We start from the raw sequence: 22,363 nt of genomic DNA on the forward strand, positions 1-22,363 counted from the left end.
TCCGGCGGTGCGGGCGCGGCCCCGCCGCCCCCTTCCGGGGTGCGCTTGCGGGTGGGTTTGTCGGTCGCCACGTCGCTCGTCACGCGGTCATCGTATTGACCGCGAGGCGGTGCGGTGCCCACCACGGGGGAGGATGGTGCCGTGGAACATGAACCCAGCGGTGTCCTCGTGCTTGCCGGTACTCCGATCGGCGAGGTCGGCGACGCGCCTCCCCGGCTGTCCGCGGAGCTCGCCGCCGCCGATGTCGTCGCGGCCGAGGACACCCGCCGTCTGCGCAGGCTCACGAACGCGCTGGGCGTCGAGATCCCCGGGCGGGTGGTCTCCTATTTCGAGGGCAACGAGTCGGCGCGTACGCCCGAATTGGTGCGCGATCTGCTCGGCGGCGCGCGTGTCCTGCTGGTCACCGACGCCGGCATGCCGTCGGTCTCCGACCCCGGCTACCGCCTCGTCGAGGCCGCCGTCGCGGAAGGCGTGCGGGTGACGGCCGTGCCCGGCCCGTCCGCCGTGCTGACCGCCCTGGCGCTGTCCGGCCTCCCGGTCGACCGGTTCTGCTTCGAGGGCTTCCTGCCCCGCAAACCGGGTGAGCGGGCCGGCCGTCTGCGCTACGTGGCCGCCGAGCCGCGCACGATGGTCTTCTTCGAGGCACCGCACCGCGTCGCCGACTCCCTCGCGGCGATGGCCGAGGCCTTCGGCGGCGAGCGGCGCGCGGCCGTCTGCCGCGAGCTGACCAAGACGTACGAGGAGGTACGCCGCGGCCCGCTCGCCGAACTCGCCGCCTGGGCCGTCGCCGGCGTACGCGGCGAGATCACCGTCGTGGTGGAGGGCGCGCCGCCCGCGAAGCCGTCCGATCTGGGACCCGACGAGCTGGCCGCCCTCGTGGCCCGCCGGGAGGATGCCGGCCAGCACCGCAAGGAGGCGATCGCCGAGGTCGCCGCCGAACTGGGGCTGCCCAAGCGCGAGGTCTTCGACGCGGTGGTGGCCGCGAAGCGCAAGGGCTGAGCCCCGGCCGCCCACTCGCGGGGACGCGCGTCAAGCGCGGGCAACGGGTCGGTAGCACAATGGGAGTGTTCGGCCCAAGCAGGCCCCAACTTCTTCATTCTCCTCACTAGAAGATGCCAAGGCCGCGTAACCACTGGTGCGCGGGGCCGCACCGGGCGCATTTCCTGGGAGTCGGGGCCGAGGAACCACCGAACCGTCGGTGGGAAGGCCGCGCGAGGAGGTCGCCATGAACCAATCGACCATCGTGCACGAGGCGTACTCGTTCGTGTGTCTTGGCTGCGGCCACGGCTGGGAGCGCGCGTACGAGATCCACCACGTCACCGACCTGCAGGGCAAGCAGGTCTGCCACTACTACCACGACGGCAACCGCGTACCGTCGCCGTTCAGCCGCCCCAGCTGCGAGCACTGCGAAGGCGCTCGCCTGCGGATCCTGCCCGCGGGCCGGGTCGCGTCCGCGGCGGCGCCCCCGCCCCGGCCGTCGTCCGGCCGACACCACTGGCATCTGCTGCGCCTGTCCCGCCGCTGAGCCACCGCCGACCTGCGGGGCGGCCCACCCCGGGACGGCCGGGTGGGCCGCCCCGCCGATACTCGGGGGCGACCCACCCACCGCGGGCCGTAGGATTTCCGGCATGGCGGCCACTGGATCCACTGATCTCTCCACGACCCCGGGCGGACACGCGGGCGGCAAGGCGTTCTACGTCACCACCCCGATCTACTACGTCAACGACGCCCCGCACCTCGGCCACGCCTACACGACCGTCGCCGGCGACGTGCTCACCCGCTGGCACCGCCAGCGCGGCGAGAAGGTGTGGTACCTGACCGGCACCGACGAGCACGGCCAGAAGGTCATGCGCACCGCCCTGGCGAACGGCCTGACGCCGCAGGAGTGGTGCGACCGGCTCGTCGAGTCGGCGTGGAAGCCGCTGTGGAAGCACCTCGAGATCGCCAACGACGACTTCATCCGCACGACCGAGCCGCGGCACGCGCAGCGCGTACAGGAGTTCTGGCAGAACCTGTACGACAACGGCGAGGTCTACAAGGGCTCGTACGAAGGCCCGTACTGCGTCGGCTGCGAGGAGTTCAAACTCCCCGGCGACCTCGTCGACGGCACCGGGGAGTACGAGGGCCAGAAGCTCTGCCCGATCCACGGCCGCCCGGTGGAGATGCTGTCGGAGGACAACTACTTCTTCCGGATGTCCGCGTACACCGACAAGCTCCTCGCGTTCTACGAGGCCAACCCGGACTTCATCCAGCCGGCCTCGGCGCGCAACGAGGTGCTGAAGTTCGTGCAGCAGGGCCTTCAGGACCTGTCGATCTCGCGTTCGACGTTCGACTGGGGCATCCCGATCCCATGGGACTCCGGGCACGTCCTGTACGTCTGGATCGACGCCCTGCTCAACTACGCCTCCGCCGTCGGCTACGGCACCGACCAGGCCAAGTTCGGCGAGACGTGGCCCGCGGACGTGCACATCGTGGGCAAGGACATCCTGCGCTTCCACGCGGTCATCTGGCCCGCGATGCTGATGGCGGCCGGGCTGCCGCTGCCGCACAAGGTGTTCGCGCACGGCTGGCTGCTGGTCGGCGGCGAGAAGATGAGCAAGTCGAAGCTGACCGGCATCTCGCCGCAGCAGCTCACCGACCACTTCGGCGTCGACGCGTACCGGTACTACTTCATGCGCGCGATCCCGTTCGGCCAGGACGGGTCGTTCTCGTGGGAGGACTTCTCGGCGCGCTACACGTCCGAACTCGCCAACGACTTCGGCAACCTCGCGTCGCGCGTCGCCGCGATGGTCGGCAAGTACTTCGGCGGCACGCTGCCCGCGGCAACCGCGGCCGGCGCACCGGAGAGCGCGCTGCACGAGGCGCTGGCGGAGACGGTGAAGACGTCGGACGCCAAGGTCGAGCAACTGGACTTCCAGGGCGCGCTGGACGACGTCTTCGCGTACGTCAAGCAGGTCAACGGCTACCTGACCGAGCAGGAGCCCTGGAAGGTCGCCAAGGACACCACTCCCGAGGGCCAGGCCCGCCTGGCGACGATCCTCTACTCGGCGGCCGAGTCGCTGCGGGCGCTCGCCGTCCTGCTCAACCCGGTCATGCCGGCGACCGCCGAGAAGTTGTGGGTCTCGCTCGGTGCCGAGGCGCACCTCGGCGCGCTGGCCGACCAGAAGCTCCTGGACGCGGGCAACTGGGGCCTGCTGCCCGCCGGTGCCACGGTCACCAAGGGCGACATCCTCTTCCCGCGCCTGGAAGAGAAGCGCGACGAGCAGAAGGACAGCTGACCCGATGGGCAAGCGCACACGCCGCGACGGCGGGCCGAGGGACACCACCCCGCCCCCCGCACCCCCGTCGCTGCGGGTGCCCGTCTGGGACGCGCACACGCACCTGGACCTGCAAGAAGGCGACATCGGCTCGGCCCTCGCCGCGGCCGCCGCGGTCGGGATCTCGACGCTCGTCCAGGTGGGCATCGACGTGCCGTCGTCCAAGTGGGCGGCCGAGGCCGCGCTCGACAACCCGCGCGTGCACGCCACCGTCGCCCTTCATCCGAACGAGGCACCCCGGCTCGTGCACGGGGACCCGGACGGCTGGTCCGGGCAGCGCCGCGAGCCCGGCGGCATGGCGGCCCTCGACGCCGCGATCGCGGAAATCGACGAACTGGCCGCGCTGCCCCAGGTACGCGGCATCGGCGAGACCGGCCTCGACTACTTCCGCACCGGCCCCGAGGGCACCGAGGCGCAGCAGGAGTCCTTCCGCCGCCACATCGCGATCGCGAAGCGGCACGGCAAGGCCCTGGTCATCCACGACCGGGAGGCGCACGACGACGTCCTGCGCATCCTCGTGGAGGAAGGCGCCCCGGAGACCGTGGTGTTCCACTGCTTCTCGGGCGACGCCGAGATGGCCAAGACCTGCGCCGAGCGCGGCTACGTCATGTCCTTCGCCGGCAACGTGACCTACCCCAGTGCGCAACCCCTGCGCGACGCGGTGGCCGTGGCGCCGCTGGACCTGCTGCTGGTCGAGACGGACGCGCCCTTCCTCACCCCGGCCCCGCACCGCGGCCGACCGAACGCGCCGTACCTCGTCCCGGTGACGGTGCGCGCGATGGCCGAGGTCAAGGGCGTCGACGAGGACACCCTGTGCGTGGCCCTCGCCGCCAACGCCGAACGGGTTTTCGGCACGGGCTGACCGTTCGGGCCCGGTTCACCCGTACGCGGTGGAACGGCAGTTGGGCATCGGCAACCTGTTACAGTCCCTGCTCGGTCGACTGGCACCGGTCGACCTGCACCGGCCGCACGTCGGCCTGTGGGCCGACCGGCAGGTGAGGGAGCCACCCTTTTGAGTCGTTCCGCCGAGCGCGGGCGTCGGCGCGGGAAAGCGCCCCGCCGCGGGTTCTCGCCGCGCATGCTGGTGCCCCAACTGCTGGTCGTGGCCGTGCTGGTGGGCGGCACCACGGCATTCGTGCAGTACGACAAGACGGTCACGATCGTCGTCGACGGCGAGAAGCGCCGCGTGCACACCTTCGCCTCGAACGTCGGCCAGGTCCTCGACCGCGAGCAGATCGACATAGGGGAGCACGACGTCGTCGCACCCGGCCGCAACGCCGACCTTGACGACGGCGACCAGGTCGCGATCCGGTACGGCCGCCTGCTGAACCTGACTCTCGACGGCCGCCCGCAGCAGGTGTGGGTGACCGCCATGTCGGTCGCCGAGGCGATGGACGAGCTCAAGGTGCGCACCGACGGCGCGTACCTGTCGGTGCCGCATGACGCGCCCATCGGCCGCGAAGGCCTTGCCGTCGACGTGCGCACCGAGCGGGGCGTGACCTTCATGGTCGACGGCCGCCAGATCCCGGTGCGCACGAACGCCGCGTCCCTGGGTGAGGTGCTGCAGCAGGCCCAGATCGCCATAGGGCCGCAGGACCGCATAAGCGTTCCCACCGACACCTACCCCACCGAGGGCATGACGGTGTCGGTCCTGCGCGTCACCGGCACGACGGTCGTGAAGGACGAGCGCATCCCCTTCGAGACCAGGAAGCAGGACGACCCCACGCAGTTCAAGGGCAACGAGTCGGTCGAGACCAAGGGCGCCGCCGGCATCAAGAGGGTGACGTGGGCGTACGAGACCGTCGACGGCGTCAAGCAGAACCCGCGCAAGGTGTCGGAGGTGATCGTCAAGGCCCCGGTGCACCAGATCGTCAAGGTCGGCACCAAGCCGCTGCCCACCTCGGTGGCCGGCGCCGACGGACTCAACTGGACCGCGCTTGCGAAGTGCGAGGCGGGCGGCCGTCCGACGGCCGTCGACGCGTCCGGGACCTACCACGGGCTGTACCAGTTCGACGCGCGCACCTGGCAGTCGATGGGCGGGACGGGGGTCGCGAGCACGGCGCCCGCGGCGGAGCAGACGTACCGCGCCAAGCTGCTGTTCGTGAAGCGGGGCGCGAGTCCGTGGCCCATCTGCGGCCGTAAGCTGTATACGTGAGTGATCGTCCCGCGGGACCCGGTCTCCTCGGTCCCGCGGACATCCGCGAGCTGGCCGGGGCACTGGGCGTCCGGCCCACCAAGCAGCTCGGCCAGAACTTCGTCATCGACGCCAACACCGTGCGGCGCATCGTCCGCACCGCCGAGGTGCGCCCCGACGACGTCGTGGTGGAGATCGGCCCGGGCCTCGGCTCGCTGACCCTGGCCCTGCTGGAGGCCGCGGACCGCGTCGTCGCGGTCGAGATCGACCCCGTGCTCGCCCGGCACCTGCCGACCACGGTCGAGGCGCGCATGCCCGAACGCGCCGACCGGTTCGCGCTCGTGCACGCCGACGCGATGACCGTCACGGAGCTGCCCGGCCCGCCGCCGACCGCACTCGTGGCGAACCTGCCCTACAACGTCTCCGTCCCCGTCCTGCTGCACATGCTCCAGACCTTCCCGAGCATCGAACGCACGCTGGTGATGGTGCAGTCCGAGGTCGCCGACCGCCTCGCCGCCCGCCCCGGCGGCAAGGTGTACGGCGTCCCGTCGGTCAAGGCCGCGTGGTACGCCGACGTCAAGCGCGCGGGCGCGATCGGCCGCAACGTCTTCTGGCCCGCCCCCAACGTCGACTCCGGCCTCGTCTCGCTGGTCCGCCGCGAACCGCCCGCGACCACCGCCACCCGCGAGGAGGTATTCGCCGTCGTGGACGCCGCGTTCGCGCAGCGCCGCAAGACGCTCCGCGCCGCACTCGCGGGCTGGGCGGGCTCGCCGGCCGCGGCCGAAGAGGCGCTGGTGGCCGCGGGGGTGGACCCCAAGGCGCGCGGCGAGGCGCTCGACGTCGGGCAGTTCACGCGCATCGCGGAGGCGGGGACGCGGTCCCGGCCCGGCTGCCCACCCCCCGCGTAACCACCTCCTCACGGGCCGTACGATCGACGCGACCCGCATCCGAGAACGAGGGGCACCCGCACTCGTGGCTTCCGTGACCGTCCAGGTTCCCGCCAAAGTCAACCTCCAGCTCGCCGTGGGGGCGGTCCGGCCGGACGGGTACCACGAGCTGGTGTCGGTGTTCCACGCCGTGTCGCTCTTCGACGAGGTGACCGTCACCCGCGCCGACACCCTCACGGTGACCGTCGAGGGCGAGGGCACCGACGGCGTCCCGCTGGACCGCACCAACCTCGCCGCGCGCGCCGTCGAACTGCTGGCCGACCGCCTCGGCACGTCCCCCGACCTGCACGTGCACATCCGCAAGGGCATCCCGGTCGCGGGCGGCATGGCCGGCGGCAGCGCCGACGCCGCCGCCACCCTGCTGGCCTGCGACACCCTGTGGCGCGGCAACACGCCCCGCGAGATGCTGCGCCGGCTCGGTGCGGAACTGGGCAGCGACGTGCCGTTCAGCGACCTCGGCGGCACCGCGATCGGCACCGGCCGGGGCGAGCGCCTGGCCGCGGTGCCCTCGGTCGGCCGCTTCCACTGGGTCTTCGCGCTCGCCGACGGCGGCCTGTCGACCCCGGCGGTCTACGGCGAGTGCGACCGGCTGCGGGCGGTCGCGGGGGCGGACGTACCGGATCCGGCGCCGCACGAGGGGCTGATCGCGGCGCTGCGCGCGGGCGATGCGGCCGCGCTGGGCGCGAGCATGGCGAACGACCTCCAGGAGGCCGCCCTGTCGCTGCGTCCGGCGCTGCGCGCGACGCTGGCGGCGGGCACCGCGGCCGGGGCGCTGGGTGCGCTGGTCTCCGGCTCCGGGCCCACCTGCGCGTTCCTCGCGGCCGACGAGGCCGGCGCACACGCGGTCGCCCGGGCATTGGAGACGTCGGGCACGTGCCGCACGACGAGAGTGGCGTACGGTCCGGTGGGCGGCGCCCGTGTCCTGCCGCGCCTGCGCAACGCGGAGAGCGCACCGGGCGTGCTCTGAGCGCATTGGGCGTGCTCTGTGCGTGCTTTGGCGTACCGGGCGTGGTCTGAGCGCACCGGGCGTGCTCTGCGCGCACCGGCCGAACCCGCTGTCACCCGAACCGCTGTCACCCGACCCGTAGAATCGGGTGTTTCCCGTCCCCCCAGAAGGTCGTGCTGTGGCGAACCTGGTCAACCTCGAGTCCGTCAGCAAGGCGTACGTCATGCGCACGCTGCTCGACGGCGTCTCCCTCGGCGTCGGTGAGGGCGACCGCATCGGCGTGGTCGGCCGCAACGGCGACGGCAAGACGACGCTGATCAGGGCGATGGCCCAGAAGGAGCCCGTCGACTCCGGGCGCGTCACGCACATCACCGGTCTGAGCCTGGGGATCCTGAGCCAGCAGGACGACCTGGACCCCGGCGCGACCGTGCGGCACGAGATCGTCGGCGACCGGCCCGACCACGACTGGGCGGGCGACGCACGCATCCGCGACGTCATCACCGGCCTGTTCGGCGGCCTGGACATGCCGGGCTTCCCGCAGGGCATGGACACCGTGATCGGGCCGCTGTCGGGCGGCGAGCGCCGCCGCATCGCGCTGGCCAAGCTGCTGATCGGCGAGCACGACCTGGTCATCCTGGACGAGCCCACCAACCACCTCGACATCGAGGGCATCTCGTGGCTGGCCGGGCACCTGAAGGCGCGGCGCTCGGCGCTGGTCGTCGTGACGCACGACCGCTGGTTCCTCGACGAGGTCTGCACGCGCACGTGGGACGTGCAGGCGGGGCGGGTGCACGACTACGAAGGCGGCTACTCGGCGTACGTCCTGGCGCGCGCAGAGCGCGAGCGGATCGCCGCGACCGAGGAAGTCAAGCGGCAGAACCTGATCCGCAAGGAACTGGCCTGGCTGCGCCGCGGCGCCCCGGCACGCACCAGCAAGCCCAAATTCCGCATCGAGGCCGCCAACGAGCTGATCGCCGACGAGCCGCCGCCGCGCGACCGCTCCGAGCTGATGCGGTTCGCGAACGCCCGGCTCGGCAAGACGGTGTTCGAGCTCAAGGACGTCACCGTGCAGGCCGGTCCCAAGACGCTGGTCGAGCACCTGACGTGGAACCTCGGCCCCGGCGACCGCATCGCCCTGGTCGGGGTCAACGGCGCGGGCAAGACGTCGCTCATGCGGGCAATGGCGGAGGCCGCGTACGAGGAGAAGGAGCCCGCGGCCGGGCGGGTCGTGGTGGGCAAGACGGTGCGGCTGGCGTACCTGTCGCAGGAGGTCGCCGAACTCGACGCCACGTGGCGCGTGCTGGAGGCGGTGCAGCGCGTGCGCGAGCGCGTCGACCTCGGCAAGGGCCGCGAGTTGACCGCGGGCCAGCTGTGCGAGCAGTTCGGGTTCACCGGCGAGAAGCAGTGGACGCCGGTCGGCGACCTGTCCGGCGGCGAGCGCCGCCGGCTGCAACTGCTGCGCCTGCTCATGGACGAGCCGAACGTGCTGTTCATGGACGAGCCGACCAACGACCTCGACATCGAGACACTGACCCAACTCGAAGACCTGCTGGACGGTTGGCCCGGATCACTCGTCGTGGTCAGCCACGACCGGTACTTCGTCGAGCGCACCACCGACACCGTGTGGGCCCTCCTCGGCGACCGTACGCTCCGCATGCTGCCCGGGGGCGTCGACGAGTACCTGGCGCGCCGCCGGGCCGCCGTGGAGGCCGCGGTGCCGTCCGCCGCGGTGCGGCAGCGCACCGGCGACACCCGCGCGGCCAAGAAGGAACTCCAGAAGATCGACCGCCAGTTGGCCAAGCTCGGCGAGCGCGAGGAGAAGCTGCACGCCGCCATGGCCGAACACGCGACCGACTTCGGGAAGGTCGCCGACCTGGACGCCGAACTGCGCGCCGTCGCCGCCGAGCGCGACGACCTGGAGTCCCGGTGGCTTGAACTCGCCGAGGAGGCGGGGGAGTAGGCAGGTGCCGGCGTCGGTGCCGGTGCCGAGCGCGGGGCCGGGCGGGCGGTTGGACGTCGTGCTGAGCGAGCTGTCGGACGTGGTGCCGAGCGCGCTGTTGGACGCGGTGCCGAACATGGTGCCGAACGTGCCGAGAGCGTGCGGTTGGACGCGGCGCGGGTCTGGTGCTGAACGTGCTGTTCGACGTGGTGCCGAGCGCCGTGCCTAAAGTGGCGAGCGTGTGGTTGGACGCGGTGACGTCTGGTGTTGAACGTGCTGCTCGACGCGGTGTCGAACTGCTGTTGGACGTGGTGCGAGCGGGCTGTCGGACGCGGTGCCGAACGGTGTCGAACCTACTGTTGGACACGGGGCCGGACGCGTTGTCGGACGTGGTGATGAGCTTGCTGTCGGACACGGTGCCGAAGGGGACCGAGCGTGTTGTTCGACGCGGTGTCGAACGTCGCGGGGTCTTCGTCGGTTCGAGTGGTCGGCGATGGCGGTCGGCACGTTGGGGTGGCGGCGAACGTTCCCGAGGTAAGGAAGGGTCGGGCGGGCGGAGCGGCGGTTGTCCCAAAGAATCGCCCCAATTCCCCACGGGCACCGCATCGCACCCGTAGTCTGAACGGCGGTACCGGTGGGCGTTCCCGCGCCTGCCGGGGTTGTGGGGGCGGGAGGGGCAGTCGCGGGGACGACGCCTGAGCGGGCTCGGTGGGTGCGGATGGGGATTTTCACCCGCGGGTCCGGTGGCGTCGACTCGGCACGTGACCGGAAGCGTTCTGCCGACGGTGACGATGCCCCTGACTTTGGGGGGCTTGATGGGGTTGGAGACCACGTCGGCAAATGCGCTGCGCGCGGGCCTGCGCACCCTGGTCGTGGGGGCCGGGTCGGCCGGTAGCGCGCTCGCGCGGGATCTGCTGCGCACACCCGAGTTCGGGTTGTGCCCGGTGGGATTCCTCGACGACGATCCGCACAAGAAGGAGGTCCGTGTCGCCGGACCGCCCTGGGAGGAGCCCGGCCTGCCGGAGACCCTCCCGGTGCTCGGCGGCCTGAACGAACTGGTGGGTGTCAGCCTCGAATTCGGTGTCGAAGTCGTGGTGCTCGCCATCCCCGGGCTGCCGCCCGAGGACTTCCGCAAGGTCGCGGCCGACGCCTCGGCCGTCGGCGCGAGCGTGCGCTACCTGCCGTCCTTCCTCGTCGCCCTGCGGCGCGACGTGGTCGGCTCGGACATGCGTACGCTCGACGTCAACCGGCTGATCGGCCGTCAGGAACTGCACGTCGTCTCGGCGTCGGTACGCGAGGTCATCGCGGGCCGCCGCGTCCTGGTGACCGGGGCCGGCGGCTCGATCGGCAGCGAACTGTGCCGCCAGGTGTACGGGTTCGGCCCCAGCAAGATGTACATGCTGGACCACGACGAGTCGAACCTGCACCGGCTGCAACTCGACGTGTGGGGCGAGGCCCTGCTCGACGACGACACGCTCGTGATCGCGGACATCCGGGACCGTCCGCGCATCGAGCAGCTCTTCCGCGACCTCAAGCCCGAGGTCGTGTTCCACGCCGCCGCGCACAAGCACCTGCCGCTGCTCGAACGGCACCCGTGCGAGGCGGTCAAGTCCAACGTGCTCGGCACCGAGAACCTGGTGCGCGCGGCGCTGGACATCGGCGTGGAGCGGTTCATCCTCATATCCACCGACAAGGCCGCCGACCCGGTCTCGGTCCTCGGCGCGACGAAGCGGCTCGCCGAGCTGATCGTGCAGGCCAACACGCAGGCCCCTGGGGTCTTCGCGGGCGTGCGGTTCGGAAACGTGCTGGGCAGCCGGGGCTCGCTCCTGTCGGTGCTCGCCGAACAGGTGCGCGGCGGCGGCCCGGTCACCGTGACGCACCCGGACGTCACCCGCTTCTTCATGACCATCGAGGAAGCGGTCGGTCTGGTCCTGGAGGCCGGGCGGATGGCCCAGGGCGGCGAGATCTTCGTACTCGACATGGGCGATCCGGTGCGGATCGTCGATCTCGTCCACAAGTTCGTGGAACAGGTGAACCAGCCGCAGGTGGAGATCCGCTTCACCGGCCTGCGGCCCGGCGAGAAGTTGCACGAGGCGCTGTTCTCCCAGGCCGAGGAACGCCTGCCGACCGAACACCCGCGTGTCTACGCGACGGTGCCGCCGGTGGACTCCCTCGGCGCGGTGGTGCGCCTGCCCGATTTGTACGGCGCGGCCGCGGGCAACGACAACGAGGCCGTCCGGGTGCTGCTGACGGAGCTGCTGCCCGGGTACGCTTCCGCACCGTCCGAGGGAGCCGCGGCCTTCGCGGCGCCCTACCCGGACGACTTCTGAGCGATCCCGCGCAGGCGCCGCCGGACGCCTGGCTCAGGGGCTGTCGGCCGCCCGCTCCGTGGCGCGGACGGCCGACAGCCTCTGAGCCGAACCGCCGAGTGCCGGGCCCTTCCCGTCACTCGGCGGACCGGGCCGTCGTTCTTCACGGCATGACGACGCCGATGACCCCGACGACGCCGACAACCGCGCAAGCCCGGTCGGCGAAGGCCGCCGCATCTGCCGCATCCGCCGCGCCCGCCGCGACCCAGCAGGCCCGCCAACCGGCCGAGGACATCCCGTCCCACTCTGGCGCCGACCGCATTCCGTACCATTCCGACGCCGACCGCATCCGGCGGCAACTGGCGCTGATCCGGCCCGTCGTCGAACACACCGTCAAGCCGCTCACCGTGCTCGACCTCGGCTGCGGCGACGGGTACGCGACCGCGCGCATCGCCCAACTGCCGGGCCTGGCCGCGAGCCCGAGCCACCGGGTGATCGGGGTCGACCGGTCCGAGGCCGCCCTCGAGCGCGCCCGGGAACGCGGCGTGCAAACCGTACGCTCGTCACTCGACGCGGGCCGGCTGCCCTTTGCGGACGGCGAGGCGGACATCGTCGTCATGAACGAGATCGTCCAGCACTTGGCCGACCCCGGGGCCGCGGTGGCCGAGGCGTACCGCGTCCTCCGCCCGGGCGGCCACCTGTTCGTGTCCACGCCGAATCTGGCCGCGTGGTTCAACCGACTGCGGCTGCTCGCGGGCGTGCAGCCGGCGTTCTCCGGGGTCGCGCCGTCCGGCGTGCCCGGGCCACCGGACGACAACGCAGCCGGCCGGCCACTGCTGTTCACCCGCCGCGCGCTCGTGGAGCTGCTGACCTCGGGCGGGTTCCGCGCGGTCCGGGTGACCGGCGCCGCGTCCGACGCGGTTCCGGCCCCCGGGCGGCCGCTGGACCGCCTGCTCACCCGGGTGCCGTCCGCGGCCGCGATCCTGCTGGCGCACGCGCGTACGCCGGCCCGGTTCAGCCGGAGAACTCCAGAAGCAGCGGGTGGTGCACCGAACGCCGGTCGCAGGGGCCCTGGAACACCACCCGGAAGTCGCCGAACTGCCGCCGTACCAGCATGAGCAGTTCGGAGTGCGGGTAGACGCCGCGCGCGCCGGACACCTCGACGTACAGGTAGTGCACGGTCATGCCGCCGAGGCACTTGAGCACTTCGAGCTCGTAGCCCTCGACGTCGATCTTGACGAGGTCGTACTCCTGGTTGCCGGTCACGGTCGAGGGGTCGCTGACGCTGCGCACCGCGAGGCTGCGCGGCGTTCCGACGGAGTCGATCTGGTCGGCGAGGACCGAACCGGTGGCGGAGCGCCCGGGGTCGAAGAACATCTCGTCGACCGGGCGCGGCGAGAGCGCGTACGGCCAGATGCGAACTCCCTTGAGCGCGGCGGTGTTCGCCTCCAACTGCGGGAGGATCAGCCCGTTCGGTTCGAAGACGTCGACCTCGGCCTCGGGGGCGAAGTGCCGGAGCGTGACCGCGAACTGCCCGAGATTGCCGCCCACATCGAGGGCGGTGCGGACCCGGAAGCCCGGCCGCATGTTGCCCAGCAGGTCGCGGCTCACCTCGCGCGGACAGGTCTGGAGGTTGAGCGGCGTCGCGATGTCGTCGAACGCGAACTCCTTGTCGAGGTAGCGGACGGTACGCCCCCGCCCCCGCGCGCACCGCGTGTACGACGCGACCATGTCGCCGTAGTAGCGCAGCTTGGCGCCGGTCGCCAGCTCCGAGCCCCACCAGGCCCGATTGCGCTGCCACAGACGCAGGTTCGTGGCGTAGCGGCGGTAGCGGGTCTCCGGTGCGCGCTCGTTGGCGTCGCGCGTCGTGCCCTGGGACGGCACCCGAGCCGCCGATGGCGCACCACCGCCCTCGGACGCGACGGAGGTGGCAGGGTCGGTCGGCTGATCCACGGCTCTCCTCGGGGGACGGCGTCGAACACCCTTCGCAGGGCGGACATACGGGGTAGGGCGGTAGGGCGATGAGTACGGCGAGCGGGCAAGCGGTCGACGAACAAACGATCGAGCAAACTGCCGAACGAGCTGCCGAACGAGTTGCCGAACGAGCAGACGGACGAACAGCGGAACGAACGGGCCTGCGCCGCGGACGAACGGGGGAACGCGAGGTCAACGAATCAGGGCACCAGGTGGTCACTTCGTCGCTCGATCAGGGGAACATCCGGTCGCGCCGGAACGCGTCGCGGCCTCAAGGCGATGCCGCGCTGGTACATCTGGGCCCGTGCGCGTCTGCCTGTTCAACTGGAAGGGCCCCGGCCACCCCGCGTCGGGCGGGGCCGAGGTCTACACCCGCGAAGTGCTGCGCCGGTGGGCGGCGCGCGGCCACCAGGTCACGTGGTTCAGTGCGGCGCTGCCCGGACGCGCGGCCGAGGAGACCGACGCCGACGGCGTACGCCTCGTCCGTGCGGGCGGGCAACTGGGCGTCCACCGCGCCGCCCGTATCTGGTACCGCGAAGCTCTTGCGCGCGGTGAGCGCTTCGACCTGCTGATCGACGAGGTCAACACCCGGCCGTTCGGCTGCGCGCGATGGAGCGGGGGAGTGCCGACGGTCGCGCTCGTGCACCAAGTCGCGCGGGAGACCTGGAACTGCGAACTCCCCTGGCCCGTGGCGATGGTGGGCCGCCACGTGCTCGAACCGCGTTGGCTGCGCGCGTTGGCGGACGTTCCGGTGCTGACCGTCTCGCCGTCGAGCCGCAGGTCGCTGCGGGCGTACGGGCTTCGGCGCATCGAGTTGGTGCCGGAGGGCGTCGACACGCGCACTCGGCCGTCCGTGCCGCGCGAGGTACGCCCCACGCTGGCCCACGTCGGTCGGCTGTCCGCGGTCAAGCAGATCGACCAGCTGTTCGACGCCTTCACGCTGCTGAAGCGTGAGATCCCGACCACCCGGCTGTGGCTGGTCGGGGACGGCCCGGAGTACGCGCGGCTGCGCAGGATCGCGCCGCAGGGCGTCAACTTCCACGGCCGGGTCCCGGGTGCGGTACGCGACCAGCTCGTCGCCCGCGCGCACGCCCTGGTGTGCACCTCGATCCGCGAAGGGTGGGGCCGCGTCGTCGACGAGGCCGCCGCGATGGGCACCCCCGCTATCGGGTACGCCAACCCGGGCCTGCTCGACTCGATCCCCGCCGCGGGCGGAGTCCTCGTCAGCCCCGACCCGCGCTCGCTCGCGGTCGGACTCGTCGAACACCTGCCCGCCTGGGCCGAGGCGCCGTCCCCGGAAGGCTGGCGCGGCGGGGCCGTCCCGTGGGACGACGTCGCCGACGCGGTCTGGTCGGCTTGCGAGTCGGCCCTTCCCGCCTCGGTCGAGGACACGGCGGACCGCCCCGAATACGCGGCCTGACCCGGAGGTGTAGGCGGTGTCCACGTGCTCGAACAGGTATTCGAGAACGTGAGCTATCGTTGCCCTTATGTCCGTCTATCTCCAGGCGTCGCTCTTCGGGCAGGGCGACGACGCCCGGCTTGGCCCGACGCGGGGGATGCGCCGTTCCGCCCTCGGCGAGGGGGCGTGGATCGACCTGCTCCCCGGCTGGCTCCGGGGCGCCGACGCACTGTTCGCCCGCCTCGCGGGGGAGGTCCCGTGGCGGGCCGAGCGGCGGCAGATGTACGACCGCGTCGTGGACGTCCCGCGCCTGCTCGCGTACTACGGCGCCGACGACGACCTGCCCGACGCCGCGCTCGCCACGGCACGCGAAGCGCTGTCCGCGCACTACGCATCCGAGCTTCGCGAGCCCTTCCGCACCGTCGGCCTGTGCTTCTACCGCGACGGCCGGGACAGCGTCGCCTGGCACGGCGACCGGATCGGCCGCGGTGCCACCGAGGACACGATGGTCGCGATCGTCTCGCTGGGTGCGCCGCGCGACCTGCTGCTCAGGCCGAGGGGCGGCGGTGCCGGCCGGACCGTCCGACGACGGCTCGGCCACGGTGACCTGCTGGTGATGGGCGGGTCGTGCCAGCGGACCTGGGAGCACGCCGTCCCCAAGACCGCCCGCCCCACCGGCCCGCGCATAAGCGTCCAGTTCCGACCCCAGGGCGTGGCCTGACCCGGCTCGGCCCCCGCTCGGACCCGCTCGGCCCCCGCTCGGACCCGCTCGGCCCCCGCTCGGACCCGCTCGGCCCCCGCTCGGACCCGCTCGGCTCCCGTTCGGAATCGGCCCGGCCCGGCTGCGACGCGGCTGGGATCCGGCTCGGCCCGGCCGGGACGCGCCTCAGCTGCGGCGGGCCCGGCGTTCCTCGGCCATGCCGCACAGCATGCCGCCGACCTCGACCGCCTTGAGGAGGACGAGGCCGACGGTGAGGGCCGGCGCCTTGGCGAGGCGTGCCGGCGAACCGACGAGCGACGTGCGTCCGAGCGGACGCCGCTGCTGACGCGGGAGCATCGCGTAGTCGTAGAAGTTGCGGCCGTAGTAGCGCTTCTTCGCGAACGCCCGGCCCAGCGAGACGCGCCCCTCGTCGTGGCCGACGGCGGACTTGAGGCGGCCGATCGTCCAGCCGTCGGCGGCGACCCGTTCGGAGAACTCCCAGTCCTCACCCGCGTAACCCGACTCCTCGTATCCGCCGGCCAGTTCGACCGCGTCCCGGCGGAAGAAGCGGGCGCCCTCGGTGTCGGGGCCGCCCGCGGACAGGCGCTTCTCGTGGGCGCGGCAGCGGGCGAAGAACCCGGCCCCGAACGCGTATTCGGGCACGATGAGGCCGCCGAGGCCCGGGTCCTCGCAGAAGGCCGCGGATGCCTCCGACGCGGCCCCGGCGTCCAGGACCATGTCGCTGTCGAGGAACGCCACGACGCGCGCCCGCGCGGCCTGCCACCCGGCGTTCCGCTGCGCGCTGCGCTCGGGGCCGTGGGTCAGGACGCGGTCGGCCCAGCGTGCGGCGATCTGCGGCGTCCCGTCGGTCGACGCGTTGTCGACGACGATCACCTCGACCGCGACCCCGACCTGTGCGCGCAGACTCCGCAGGCACGCCTCCAACGTGCGCCCCGAATTGCGCGTGGGCACGACGAATGAGACCTCGGGCACCGCAACCGCCTTCCGTGATGACCGGCCGGTGAGACCGGAGGACCGCACCGTGCGCCCCGGACCTCGAGCCCCGCGACCTTGAGCCCGGCCGACGCACAGTCGACGTATCGGGTCAACGAACAGAGGTCACGGCGGACACTCCGGAATCACCCTTTGGTGGGAAGCGCGTGCCCGGAGGCCCGCAAGATCGTTGTCGGGCGGGCGGTCTTCGCCACCGCCGCCGTACGCGGGGCGGCCGCGGCTCCGTCCACCGCGGCGCGCCACGGGTCGCGGCCTGCGCCTTCGCAGTTGCGTCCGCAGGTTGCCTTCGCAAATGCCTTCGAAACCGTCTTCCCCGACCCCGCCGTGTGTCCCACGTCACTAGGCGAGGTACCGTGGCCGCGTCGAACAACCGTCGGACCGTACCCGCAACTGCGCGGGACGGCACACGAGAGGCGGACGAGGATGATCGACCCGGAGTTGAAGGACGCGCTCGACCACATGCTCGGTGACCCCGAGCACTGGGTGCACGTCGGCACCGTGACACCGACCGGTGAACCGCATGTGACCCCAGTGATGCTGGCGTACGACGACGACCACCTCTATCTGAGCCTGACCGGTCGCACCAAGAAGTCGAACCTCGAGAAGAACCCCAAGGTCTGCATCTCGATAGCCGAGGACGGCGACATCGCCCACGTGATCGTGTGGGGCGAGGTGGAACTGCGCGAGGACGCGTGGGCCCAGGAGCGCTGGGAGTTCGCGATGCGGCACATCCTGGGCGACGAGGGACTGACCCAGCAGCACCGGGCGCTTTCGCGGGAAGGCACCAGCCTCGGCGTGGTCACCCCGACCCGCTGGCGCATCTTCGGCCTCGACGGCGGGCCGGGCGGTCCCGGCTACTTCGTCTGACCGCCGCGCCCGCCCGCAGGCCGGGTTCCTCGAACAACCCGCAGTCCCACGGCTTTCGGTCGCGCAGCCCCTCAGCGCCAGCCCCTCGGTCCCGCAGCCCCTCGGTCCCCGCTCAGTCCCGCAGCCCCTCGGCCCCCGCTCAGTCCCTCAGGCGCTGCGCTCAACTCTTGAGCCTCTTAGCTCCGCAGCCTCTCAGCCGCGCAGGCGCTCAGCCCCGCGGTCCCGCGCCGTCTCGGTCCCCGAACCGCCCCGCCCGCACCTCGACCGCGTCCAGCAGCAGGTCCAGGGCAAGCTCGAAGTTCTCCTGCGGCCCGACCGTGGGCAGGTACGCCGACGCCGCGGCGATGCGCGGGTAGCGGTCGGCGGGCGCCCCGGCATACTCGCGCGACCATGCGCCGTCGTCCCCCGACTGGGCCTCCTGATCCAGCGTCAGGAACGCGGCCTCCAGCCCGCTCCACGACAGGATGAAGTCGACGAGCACCCGGTAGTACCGGACCGCCTCCTCCGGCGGGAACCCCGCGTCCGCGAGCGCCCCGAGGATGATCTCCACGGCGGCCATCTCCGCGGGCCGCCGCGTCGTCCGGGCCACCGACAGCACGGCCGCCTCGGGGTGCGCGAGGTACACCTCGCGGCTGCGCACGAGCATGTCGCGCAGCGTCCCGCGCCAGTCGCCGGACGGTGCGAAGTCCTCCATGCTGCGCGCCAGCAGGCGGTCCGCGACGGCCAGCACAAGTTCGTCCTTGTCGCGGAAATGCCGGTAGAGCGCCGTCGGGTCCACCCCGAGGTACGCGCCGATCCGGCGGAACGTCAAGGCGTCCGCGCCCTGCTCGTCCAGCAGCGCGATGCAGCCGTCGACGATGCGTTCGGGGGACAGCCCGGGCCGTCCGCCCGCCCGGCTGGACGCCGCGCGCCGCCGGGTGCCGCGTACCCCGGCCCCTGATCCGGTGCCTGCCACGACGTACCCCTCCTTGCTCCGGCGGTCTTCCGGTGTTGTCCGGTGCTTTTCGGCGCCTTCCGATGCCTCTCGACACCTGGCGGCACCGCACGGCGCTTCCGCCGCCGCCCGCCGCCTCCCGGCCGCGCCGGGTCCCGCGAGCACCGCTTCCTGCCGCCCCATCTTGCCGTGCCCGGTGCGGGAAAGGGCCCGCAGGTGTCGAGGGGAACACTTTTGTCAACGCCATTGACTTATCCGTTGACATCCGTGTTTCCTTACGACTGCCTGACACCCCCCGGGACGCCGTGGCCGCCGACCGAGCCCACCCCGCGTCCCCCCGAGGAGGCGTTACCCGAGCTCCGCCTGTTCCGCCATGCCCTGCCCTGGAGTGCCGATATGTCCGTTGACACCGACCGCCCCGCGGTCCCGGACGCCTCGTCCGCGGCGTCGTCCCCGACGCCCGGCGAGCCGCGCCTCGCCAAGACCCTCGGCGTACGCCAGGGCGTGGTGATCGCGCTCGCGAACATGAGCCCGACGGTCAGCATCGGCCTCGGCCTGGGTCTCATCGGCATGGAGGTCGGCACCAGCCTTCCGGCCACCTTCCTCATCGCATGCCTGCCCATCCTGGGCATCGCCGTCGGCTATGCGCGTCTGTCCGCCCGCGACCCGAACGCGGGCACCACCTATATGTGGGTGCGCCGCGCGCTCGGGCCGTGGTTCGGCTTCATGGTCGGCTGGATCGGTGTCGCGAGCTCGATCCTGTTCCTCGCGTACGGCACGCAACTCGCCGGGCAGTTCACCCTCGGCGTCGCCGCCGAACTCGGCGCCGACATCGACCCGCTCAACTCGATGAAACTGGCCACCGCCATCGGCGTCGCCTGGGCCGCGCTCATCACCTACACCGCGGTACGCGGCGTCGAGATGGCCGCGCGTGTGCAGGCCATCCTGTTCGGGTTCGCCGCCGTTGTGGTGATCGTCGTGTGCGTGGCGGCCTTCGGGGGTTGGGGCGACGCGGCGCCGGTGAGCGACTTCAGCGCCGGGTGGTTCAACCCCTTCGGGTTCGACGACACCACGATGCTCGCCACCGGCGTGCTGCTGGCGGCGTACAACTTCTGGGGCTGGGAGACGGCGTTCAGCATCTCCGAGGAGAACGTCGACCGCCGCGTCGCCGGCAAGGCGGGCCTGCTGTCGATCGTGCTCGCCGCGGGGCTGTTCGTGTTCGCCGCCGTGGCGTTCCAACGGGCGCTCAGCCGCGAGGAATTCGCCGAGTACGGTGCCAACGCGCTGCCCTACCTCACCGACAAGATGTTCGGCGGACAGGGCGCGCTCATCGCCTACATCGCGATGTTGCTGTCGACTGTCGCGTGCCTCCAGTCGAGCGTGATCGGCGGCGCGCGCCTCACGATGGCGATGGGCCGCAACGGAGTCCTCGGCAAGAGTTGGGCGCGCCTGCATCCGGTCCACCGCACGCCCTCCGTCAGCACCTACCGCACCGTGGCGATCAGCCTGGTGCTGGCCGTCGCCGGGACCGCGCTGGGCAAGCTCACCGACGTCATCATGGCGACCGTGACCGCGGTCGGGATCCTGGTCTCGTTCGGCTACGGCATCACCGGGGTCGCCTGCGTGATGATCTTCCGGCGCGAACTGTTCGACTCGGTCCGCAACTTCGTGACCCTGGCGCTGCTCCCCGGGGTGGCCGGACTCGCACTTCTGCTGCTCGGCGGCTACATGGTGCACTCGAACTGGACCGCCTCCGACACCCTCGCGTTCGACGCCGAGAACGGGCGCTTCCTCGTCGTCGTGCCGCTCACGATCATCGCGTTGGGCGTCCCCATAGCCGCGTGGAACCGCTACGTACGCAAGCCCGCCTACTTCAGCCTGCCGAAGTCCGTCGACCCGGACACCGCCGCGGCGACCGCCGAACCCGGCAGCCCCGCACCGCACCCCGAGCACTCCGAGCACTCCGAGCACCCCGAGCACCCCGAGCACTCCGAGCCGCACCCGGCGCCGTAGTCCGCACCCGCGGCACCCCGGACCGCACCGAACACCGCAGCACACTCCCGAAAGGCCGCCGACACCCATGACGCACGCCGACCTCGTCCTGTTCAACGGTCCCGTCCTGACCGTCGACCCGGCCCGCCGCTGGGCCACCGCGGTCGCGGTACGCGGCGGCCGCATCGTGGCCGTCGGACACGACGAGGTCCGCGAACTCGTCGGCCCCCGCACCGAAACCGTCGACCTGGCCGGCCGCCTGCTGGTGCCGGGCTTCCAGGACGCGCACGTGCACCCGGTGTTCGCGGGCCTCACGATGAGCCGCTGCGACCTCTCGGACGCCGAGACGCAGGAGGACAGCATCGCGTCGGTGGCCGAGTACGCCGACGCGCACCCGGAGGTCGAGTGGATCCTCGGCGGCGGCTGGTCGTTCGAGGCGTTCCCCGGCGGTCTGGCGACCCGTCAGATGCTCGACGCGGTCGTCCCCGACCGGCCGGTCTACCTGCCCGTACGCGACGGCCACAGTGCGTGGTGCAACACCCGCGCGCTGGAGATCGCGGGTCTGGACAAGAACTCGCCCGACCCCGCCGACGGCCGCATCGAACGCGAGCCCGACGGCACCCCGAGCGGCATCCTGCACGAGGGCGCCATGGGCCTGGTCGGCCAGTACGCGCCACAGCCGACGCGCCAGGACTACCTGAAGGGCCTGGCCGACGCGCAGGCATATCTCCACTCGCTTGGCATCACCGCGTGGCAGGACGCCATCATCGGCGAATTCGGCGGCTGGAACGACCAGTTCGACGTGTACACCGAGGCGGCCGAGTCCGGCCTGCTGACCGCGCGAGTGCGCGGCGCGCTGTGGTGGGACCGCGAGAAGGGCGCCGAGCAGCTCGACTTCCTCCTGGACCGCCGGGCGCGCGGCACCATGGGCCGCTTCAACGCCGGCACCGTCAAGCTGATGCAGGACGGCATACCCGAGAACTTCACCGCCGCGATCGGCGAGTCGTACCTCGACGCCTGCGGCTGCCAGACCGGCAACAAGGGCCTGTCGATGGTCGACCCGGAGCTGCTGCGCGAATACATCACGCTGCTCGACGCGCACGGCTTCCAGGTGCACTTCCACGCGATCGGCGACCGCGCGATCACCGAGGTGCTGGACGCCGTCGACGCCGCCCGCCAGGCGAACGGCTTCAACGACCTGCGGCACCACGTCGCGCACGTGCAGATCGTCGAGCCGGGCGACATCCCGCGCTTCCGCGAACTCGACGTCGCCGTCAACATGCAGCCGCTGTGGGCCGCGCACGAGAAGCAGATGGACGAACTCTGCATCCCGTTCATCGGCACGGAGCGCAGCGCGTGGCAGTACCCGTTCCGCGCGTTCCAGCAGGCCGGCGCGGTCCTCGCGGCGGGCAGCGACTGGTCGGTCTCGACGCCCGACCCGATGGCCGGCATCCACGTGGCCGTCAACCGCCGCGTCCCCGGCTCCGACAGCCCGGTGTTCCTGCCCGAGCAGCGCCTCGACCTGGCCACCGCCATCGCCGCCTACACCGCGGGTTCGGCGTACGTGAACCACCTCGACGAGACCGGCTCCATCGAGGTCGGCAAGCTCGCCGACCTCACCGTCCTGGACCGCAACCCCTTCGCGGGTGCGCCCGAGGACATCCACGAGACGCGCACCGCCCTCACCTACGTCGAAGGTGCCCGCGTCCACGCCGCCGACAACGCCTGACCGCTCCGACGGCGGCCGGTCACACCCTGCCGGGGCGACCGGCCGCCGCACCAGCCGACCGGTCGACCAAGGGGTCCGGCGAACAGCCCGCCGAGCGGCCGACCGGGGGATCCGGCGAACGCCCCGCCGACCGTGCGCGGAACGGATACCCGCGGCCACGGG

18 protein-coding genes are annotated in these 22,363 nt (G+C 72.0%); 15 read left to right on the plus strand and 3 right to left on the minus strand.

Annotated features, from left to right (window positions below; all coding sequences use genetic code 11):
- Positions 1 to 141 precede the first annotated feature (141 nt).
- The 10 genes from rsmI to AB0C36_RS19015 all read left to right on the plus strand — a co-directional run bounded on the left by rsmI (position 142) and on the right by AB0C36_RS19015 (position 12,710).
- Entirely contained in the window at positions 142 to 999 is an 858-nt protein-coding gene (gene rsmI, locus AB0C36_RS18970) for a 16S rRNA (cytidine(1402)-2'-O)-methyltransferase (protein WP_358355456.1), read from the plus strand.
- A 226-nt stretch (positions 1,000 to 1,225) separates the two neighbouring features.
- Positions 1,226 to 1,525, plus strand: coding sequence for a hypothetical protein (locus AB0C36_RS18975; protein ID WP_358355458.1), 300 nt, complete (start codon positions 1,226 to 1,228; stop codon positions 1,523 to 1,525).
- 103 nt (positions 1,526 to 1,628) lie between these two features.
- Positions 1,629 to 3,278, plus strand: coding sequence for a methionine--tRNA ligase (gene metG / locus AB0C36_RS18980; RefSeq protein WP_358355460.1), 1,650 nt, complete (start codon positions 1,629 to 1,631; stop codon positions 3,276 to 3,278).
- Positions 3,279 to 3,282: 4 nt separating this feature from the next.
- Positions 3,283 to 4,179: a TatD family hydrolase gene (locus AB0C36_RS18985; RefSeq protein WP_358355462.1), complete on the plus strand. Its 897-nt coding sequence runs from the start codon at positions 3,283 to 3,285 to the stop codon at positions 4,177 to 4,179.
- A 150-nt stretch (positions 4,180 to 4,329) separates the two neighbouring features.
- The gene (locus AB0C36_RS18990) at positions 4,330 to 5,472 is read left to right on the plus strand and encodes a resuscitation-promoting factor (protein WP_358355464.1); all 1,143 of its coding nucleotides are present in this window, start codon (positions 4,330 to 4,332) and stop codon (positions 5,470 to 5,472) included.
- Positions 5,469 to 6,359: a 16S rRNA (adenine(1518)-N(6)/adenine(1519)-N(6))-dimethyltransferase RsmA gene (rsmA, locus tag AB0C36_RS18995; RefSeq protein ID WP_358355466.1), complete on the plus strand. Its 891-nt coding sequence runs from the start codon at positions 5,469 to 5,471 to the stop codon at positions 6,357 to 6,359. Before AB0C36_RS18990 ends, rsmA begins: the two co-directional genes overlap by 4 nt.
- A gap of 64 nt (positions 6,360 to 6,423) precedes the next feature.
- The gene (locus AB0C36_RS19000) at positions 6,424 to 7,365 is read left to right on the plus strand and encodes a 4-(cytidine 5'-diphospho)-2-C-methyl-D-erythritol kinase (RefSeq protein WP_358355467.1); all 942 of its coding nucleotides are present in this window, start codon (positions 6,424 to 6,426) and stop codon (positions 7,363 to 7,365) included.
- Positions 7,366 to 7,567: 202 nt separating this feature from the next.
- Complete coding sequence (locus AB0C36_RS19005; RefSeq protein ID WP_358355542.1) at positions 7,568 to 9,304, plus strand: ABC-F family ATP-binding cassette domain-containing protein; 1,737 nt, start codon at positions 7,568 to 7,570, stop codon at positions 9,302 to 9,304.
- Positions 9,305 to 10,098: 794 nt separating this feature from the next.
- A complete protein-coding gene (locus AB0C36_RS19010) occupies positions 10,099 to 11,613 on the plus strand; it encodes a polysaccharide biosynthesis protein (protein WP_358355469.1) in 1,515 nt (504 codons plus the stop codon).
- A 149-nt stretch (positions 11,614 to 11,762) separates the two neighbouring features.
- Positions 11,763 to 12,710 (plus strand): class I SAM-dependent methyltransferase, encoded by a 948-nt coding sequence (locus tag AB0C36_RS19015; protein ID WP_358355471.1) that lies wholly within the window; start codon positions 11,763 to 11,765, stop codon positions 12,708 to 12,710.
- On the opposite strand, the gene AB0C36_RS19020 is transcribed toward AB0C36_RS19015, so the two are convergent.
- The gene (locus AB0C36_RS19020) at positions 12,607 to 13,545 is read right to left on the minus strand and encodes an FkbM family methyltransferase (RefSeq protein ID WP_358355473.1); all 939 of its coding nucleotides are present in this window, start codon (positions 13,543 to 13,545) and stop codon (positions 12,607 to 12,609) included. The genes AB0C36_RS19015 and AB0C36_RS19020 overlap by 104 nt on opposite strands.
- 325 nt (positions 13,546 to 13,870) lie before the next feature.
- On the opposite strand from AB0C36_RS19020, the gene AB0C36_RS19025 reads away from it, so the two are divergent.
- Together AB0C36_RS19025 and AB0C36_RS19030 are read left to right on the plus strand one after the other, a co-directional pair.
- Positions 13,871 to 14,986: a glycosyltransferase family 4 protein gene (locus AB0C36_RS19025; protein ID WP_358355474.1), complete on the plus strand. Its 1,116-nt coding sequence runs from the start codon at positions 13,871 to 13,873 to the stop codon at positions 14,984 to 14,986.
- Positions 14,987 to 15,053: 67 nt separating this feature from the next.
- Positions 15,054 to 15,686 (plus strand): alpha-ketoglutarate-dependent dioxygenase AlkB, encoded by a 633-nt coding sequence (locus AB0C36_RS19030; protein ID WP_358355476.1) that lies wholly within the window; start codon positions 15,054 to 15,056, stop codon positions 15,684 to 15,686.
- 165 nt (positions 15,687 to 15,851) lie between these two features.
- Here the strand turns inward: AB0C36_RS19030 and AB0C36_RS19035 are convergent, their stop codons facing one another.
- Complete coding sequence (locus AB0C36_RS19035; protein ID WP_358355478.1) at positions 15,852 to 16,658, minus strand: glycosyltransferase family 2 protein; 807 nt, start codon at positions 16,656 to 16,658, stop codon at positions 15,852 to 15,854.
- Positions 16,659 to 17,102: 444 nt separating this feature from the next.
- Between AB0C36_RS19035 and AB0C36_RS19040 the strand changes: the two genes are divergently transcribed.
- Positions 17,103 to 17,546, plus strand: a complete 444-nt coding sequence (locus AB0C36_RS19040) for a pyridoxamine 5'-phosphate oxidase family protein (RefSeq protein WP_358355480.1) — start codon at positions 17,103 to 17,105, stop codon at positions 17,544 to 17,546.
- A 208-nt stretch (positions 17,547 to 17,754) separates the two neighbouring features.
- Here the strand turns inward: AB0C36_RS19040 and AB0C36_RS19045 are convergent, their stop codons facing one another.
- Positions 17,755 to 18,501 carry a TetR/AcrR family transcriptional regulator gene (locus AB0C36_RS19045; RefSeq protein ID WP_358355482.1) on the minus strand — a complete coding sequence of 249 codons (747 nt, stop codon included), beginning with the start codon at positions 18,499 to 18,501 and terminating at the stop codon, positions 17,755 to 17,757.
- A gap of 375 nt (positions 18,502 to 18,876) precedes the next feature.
- Between AB0C36_RS19045 and AB0C36_RS19050 the strand changes: the two genes are divergently transcribed.
- The gene (locus tag AB0C36_RS19050; protein WP_358355484.1) at positions 18,877 to 20,493 is read left to right on the plus strand and encodes an APC family permease; all 1,617 of its coding nucleotides are present in this window, start codon (positions 18,877 to 18,879) and stop codon (positions 20,491 to 20,493) included.
- Positions 20,494 to 20,560: 67 nt separating this feature from the next.
- Positions 20,561 to 22,201, plus strand: coding sequence for an amidohydrolase (locus tag AB0C36_RS19055; protein ID WP_358355485.1), 1,641 nt, complete (start codon positions 20,561 to 20,563; stop codon positions 22,199 to 22,201).
- The last annotated feature ends 162 nt before the right edge of the window (positions 22,202 to 22,363 follow it).

Origin of the sequence: Streptodolium elevatio, from assembly GCF_040649515.1 — a bacterium.
GTDB classification, from domain to species: Bacteria; Actinomycetota; Actinomycetes; order Streptomycetales; family Streptomycetaceae; genus Yinghuangia; species Yinghuangia elevatio.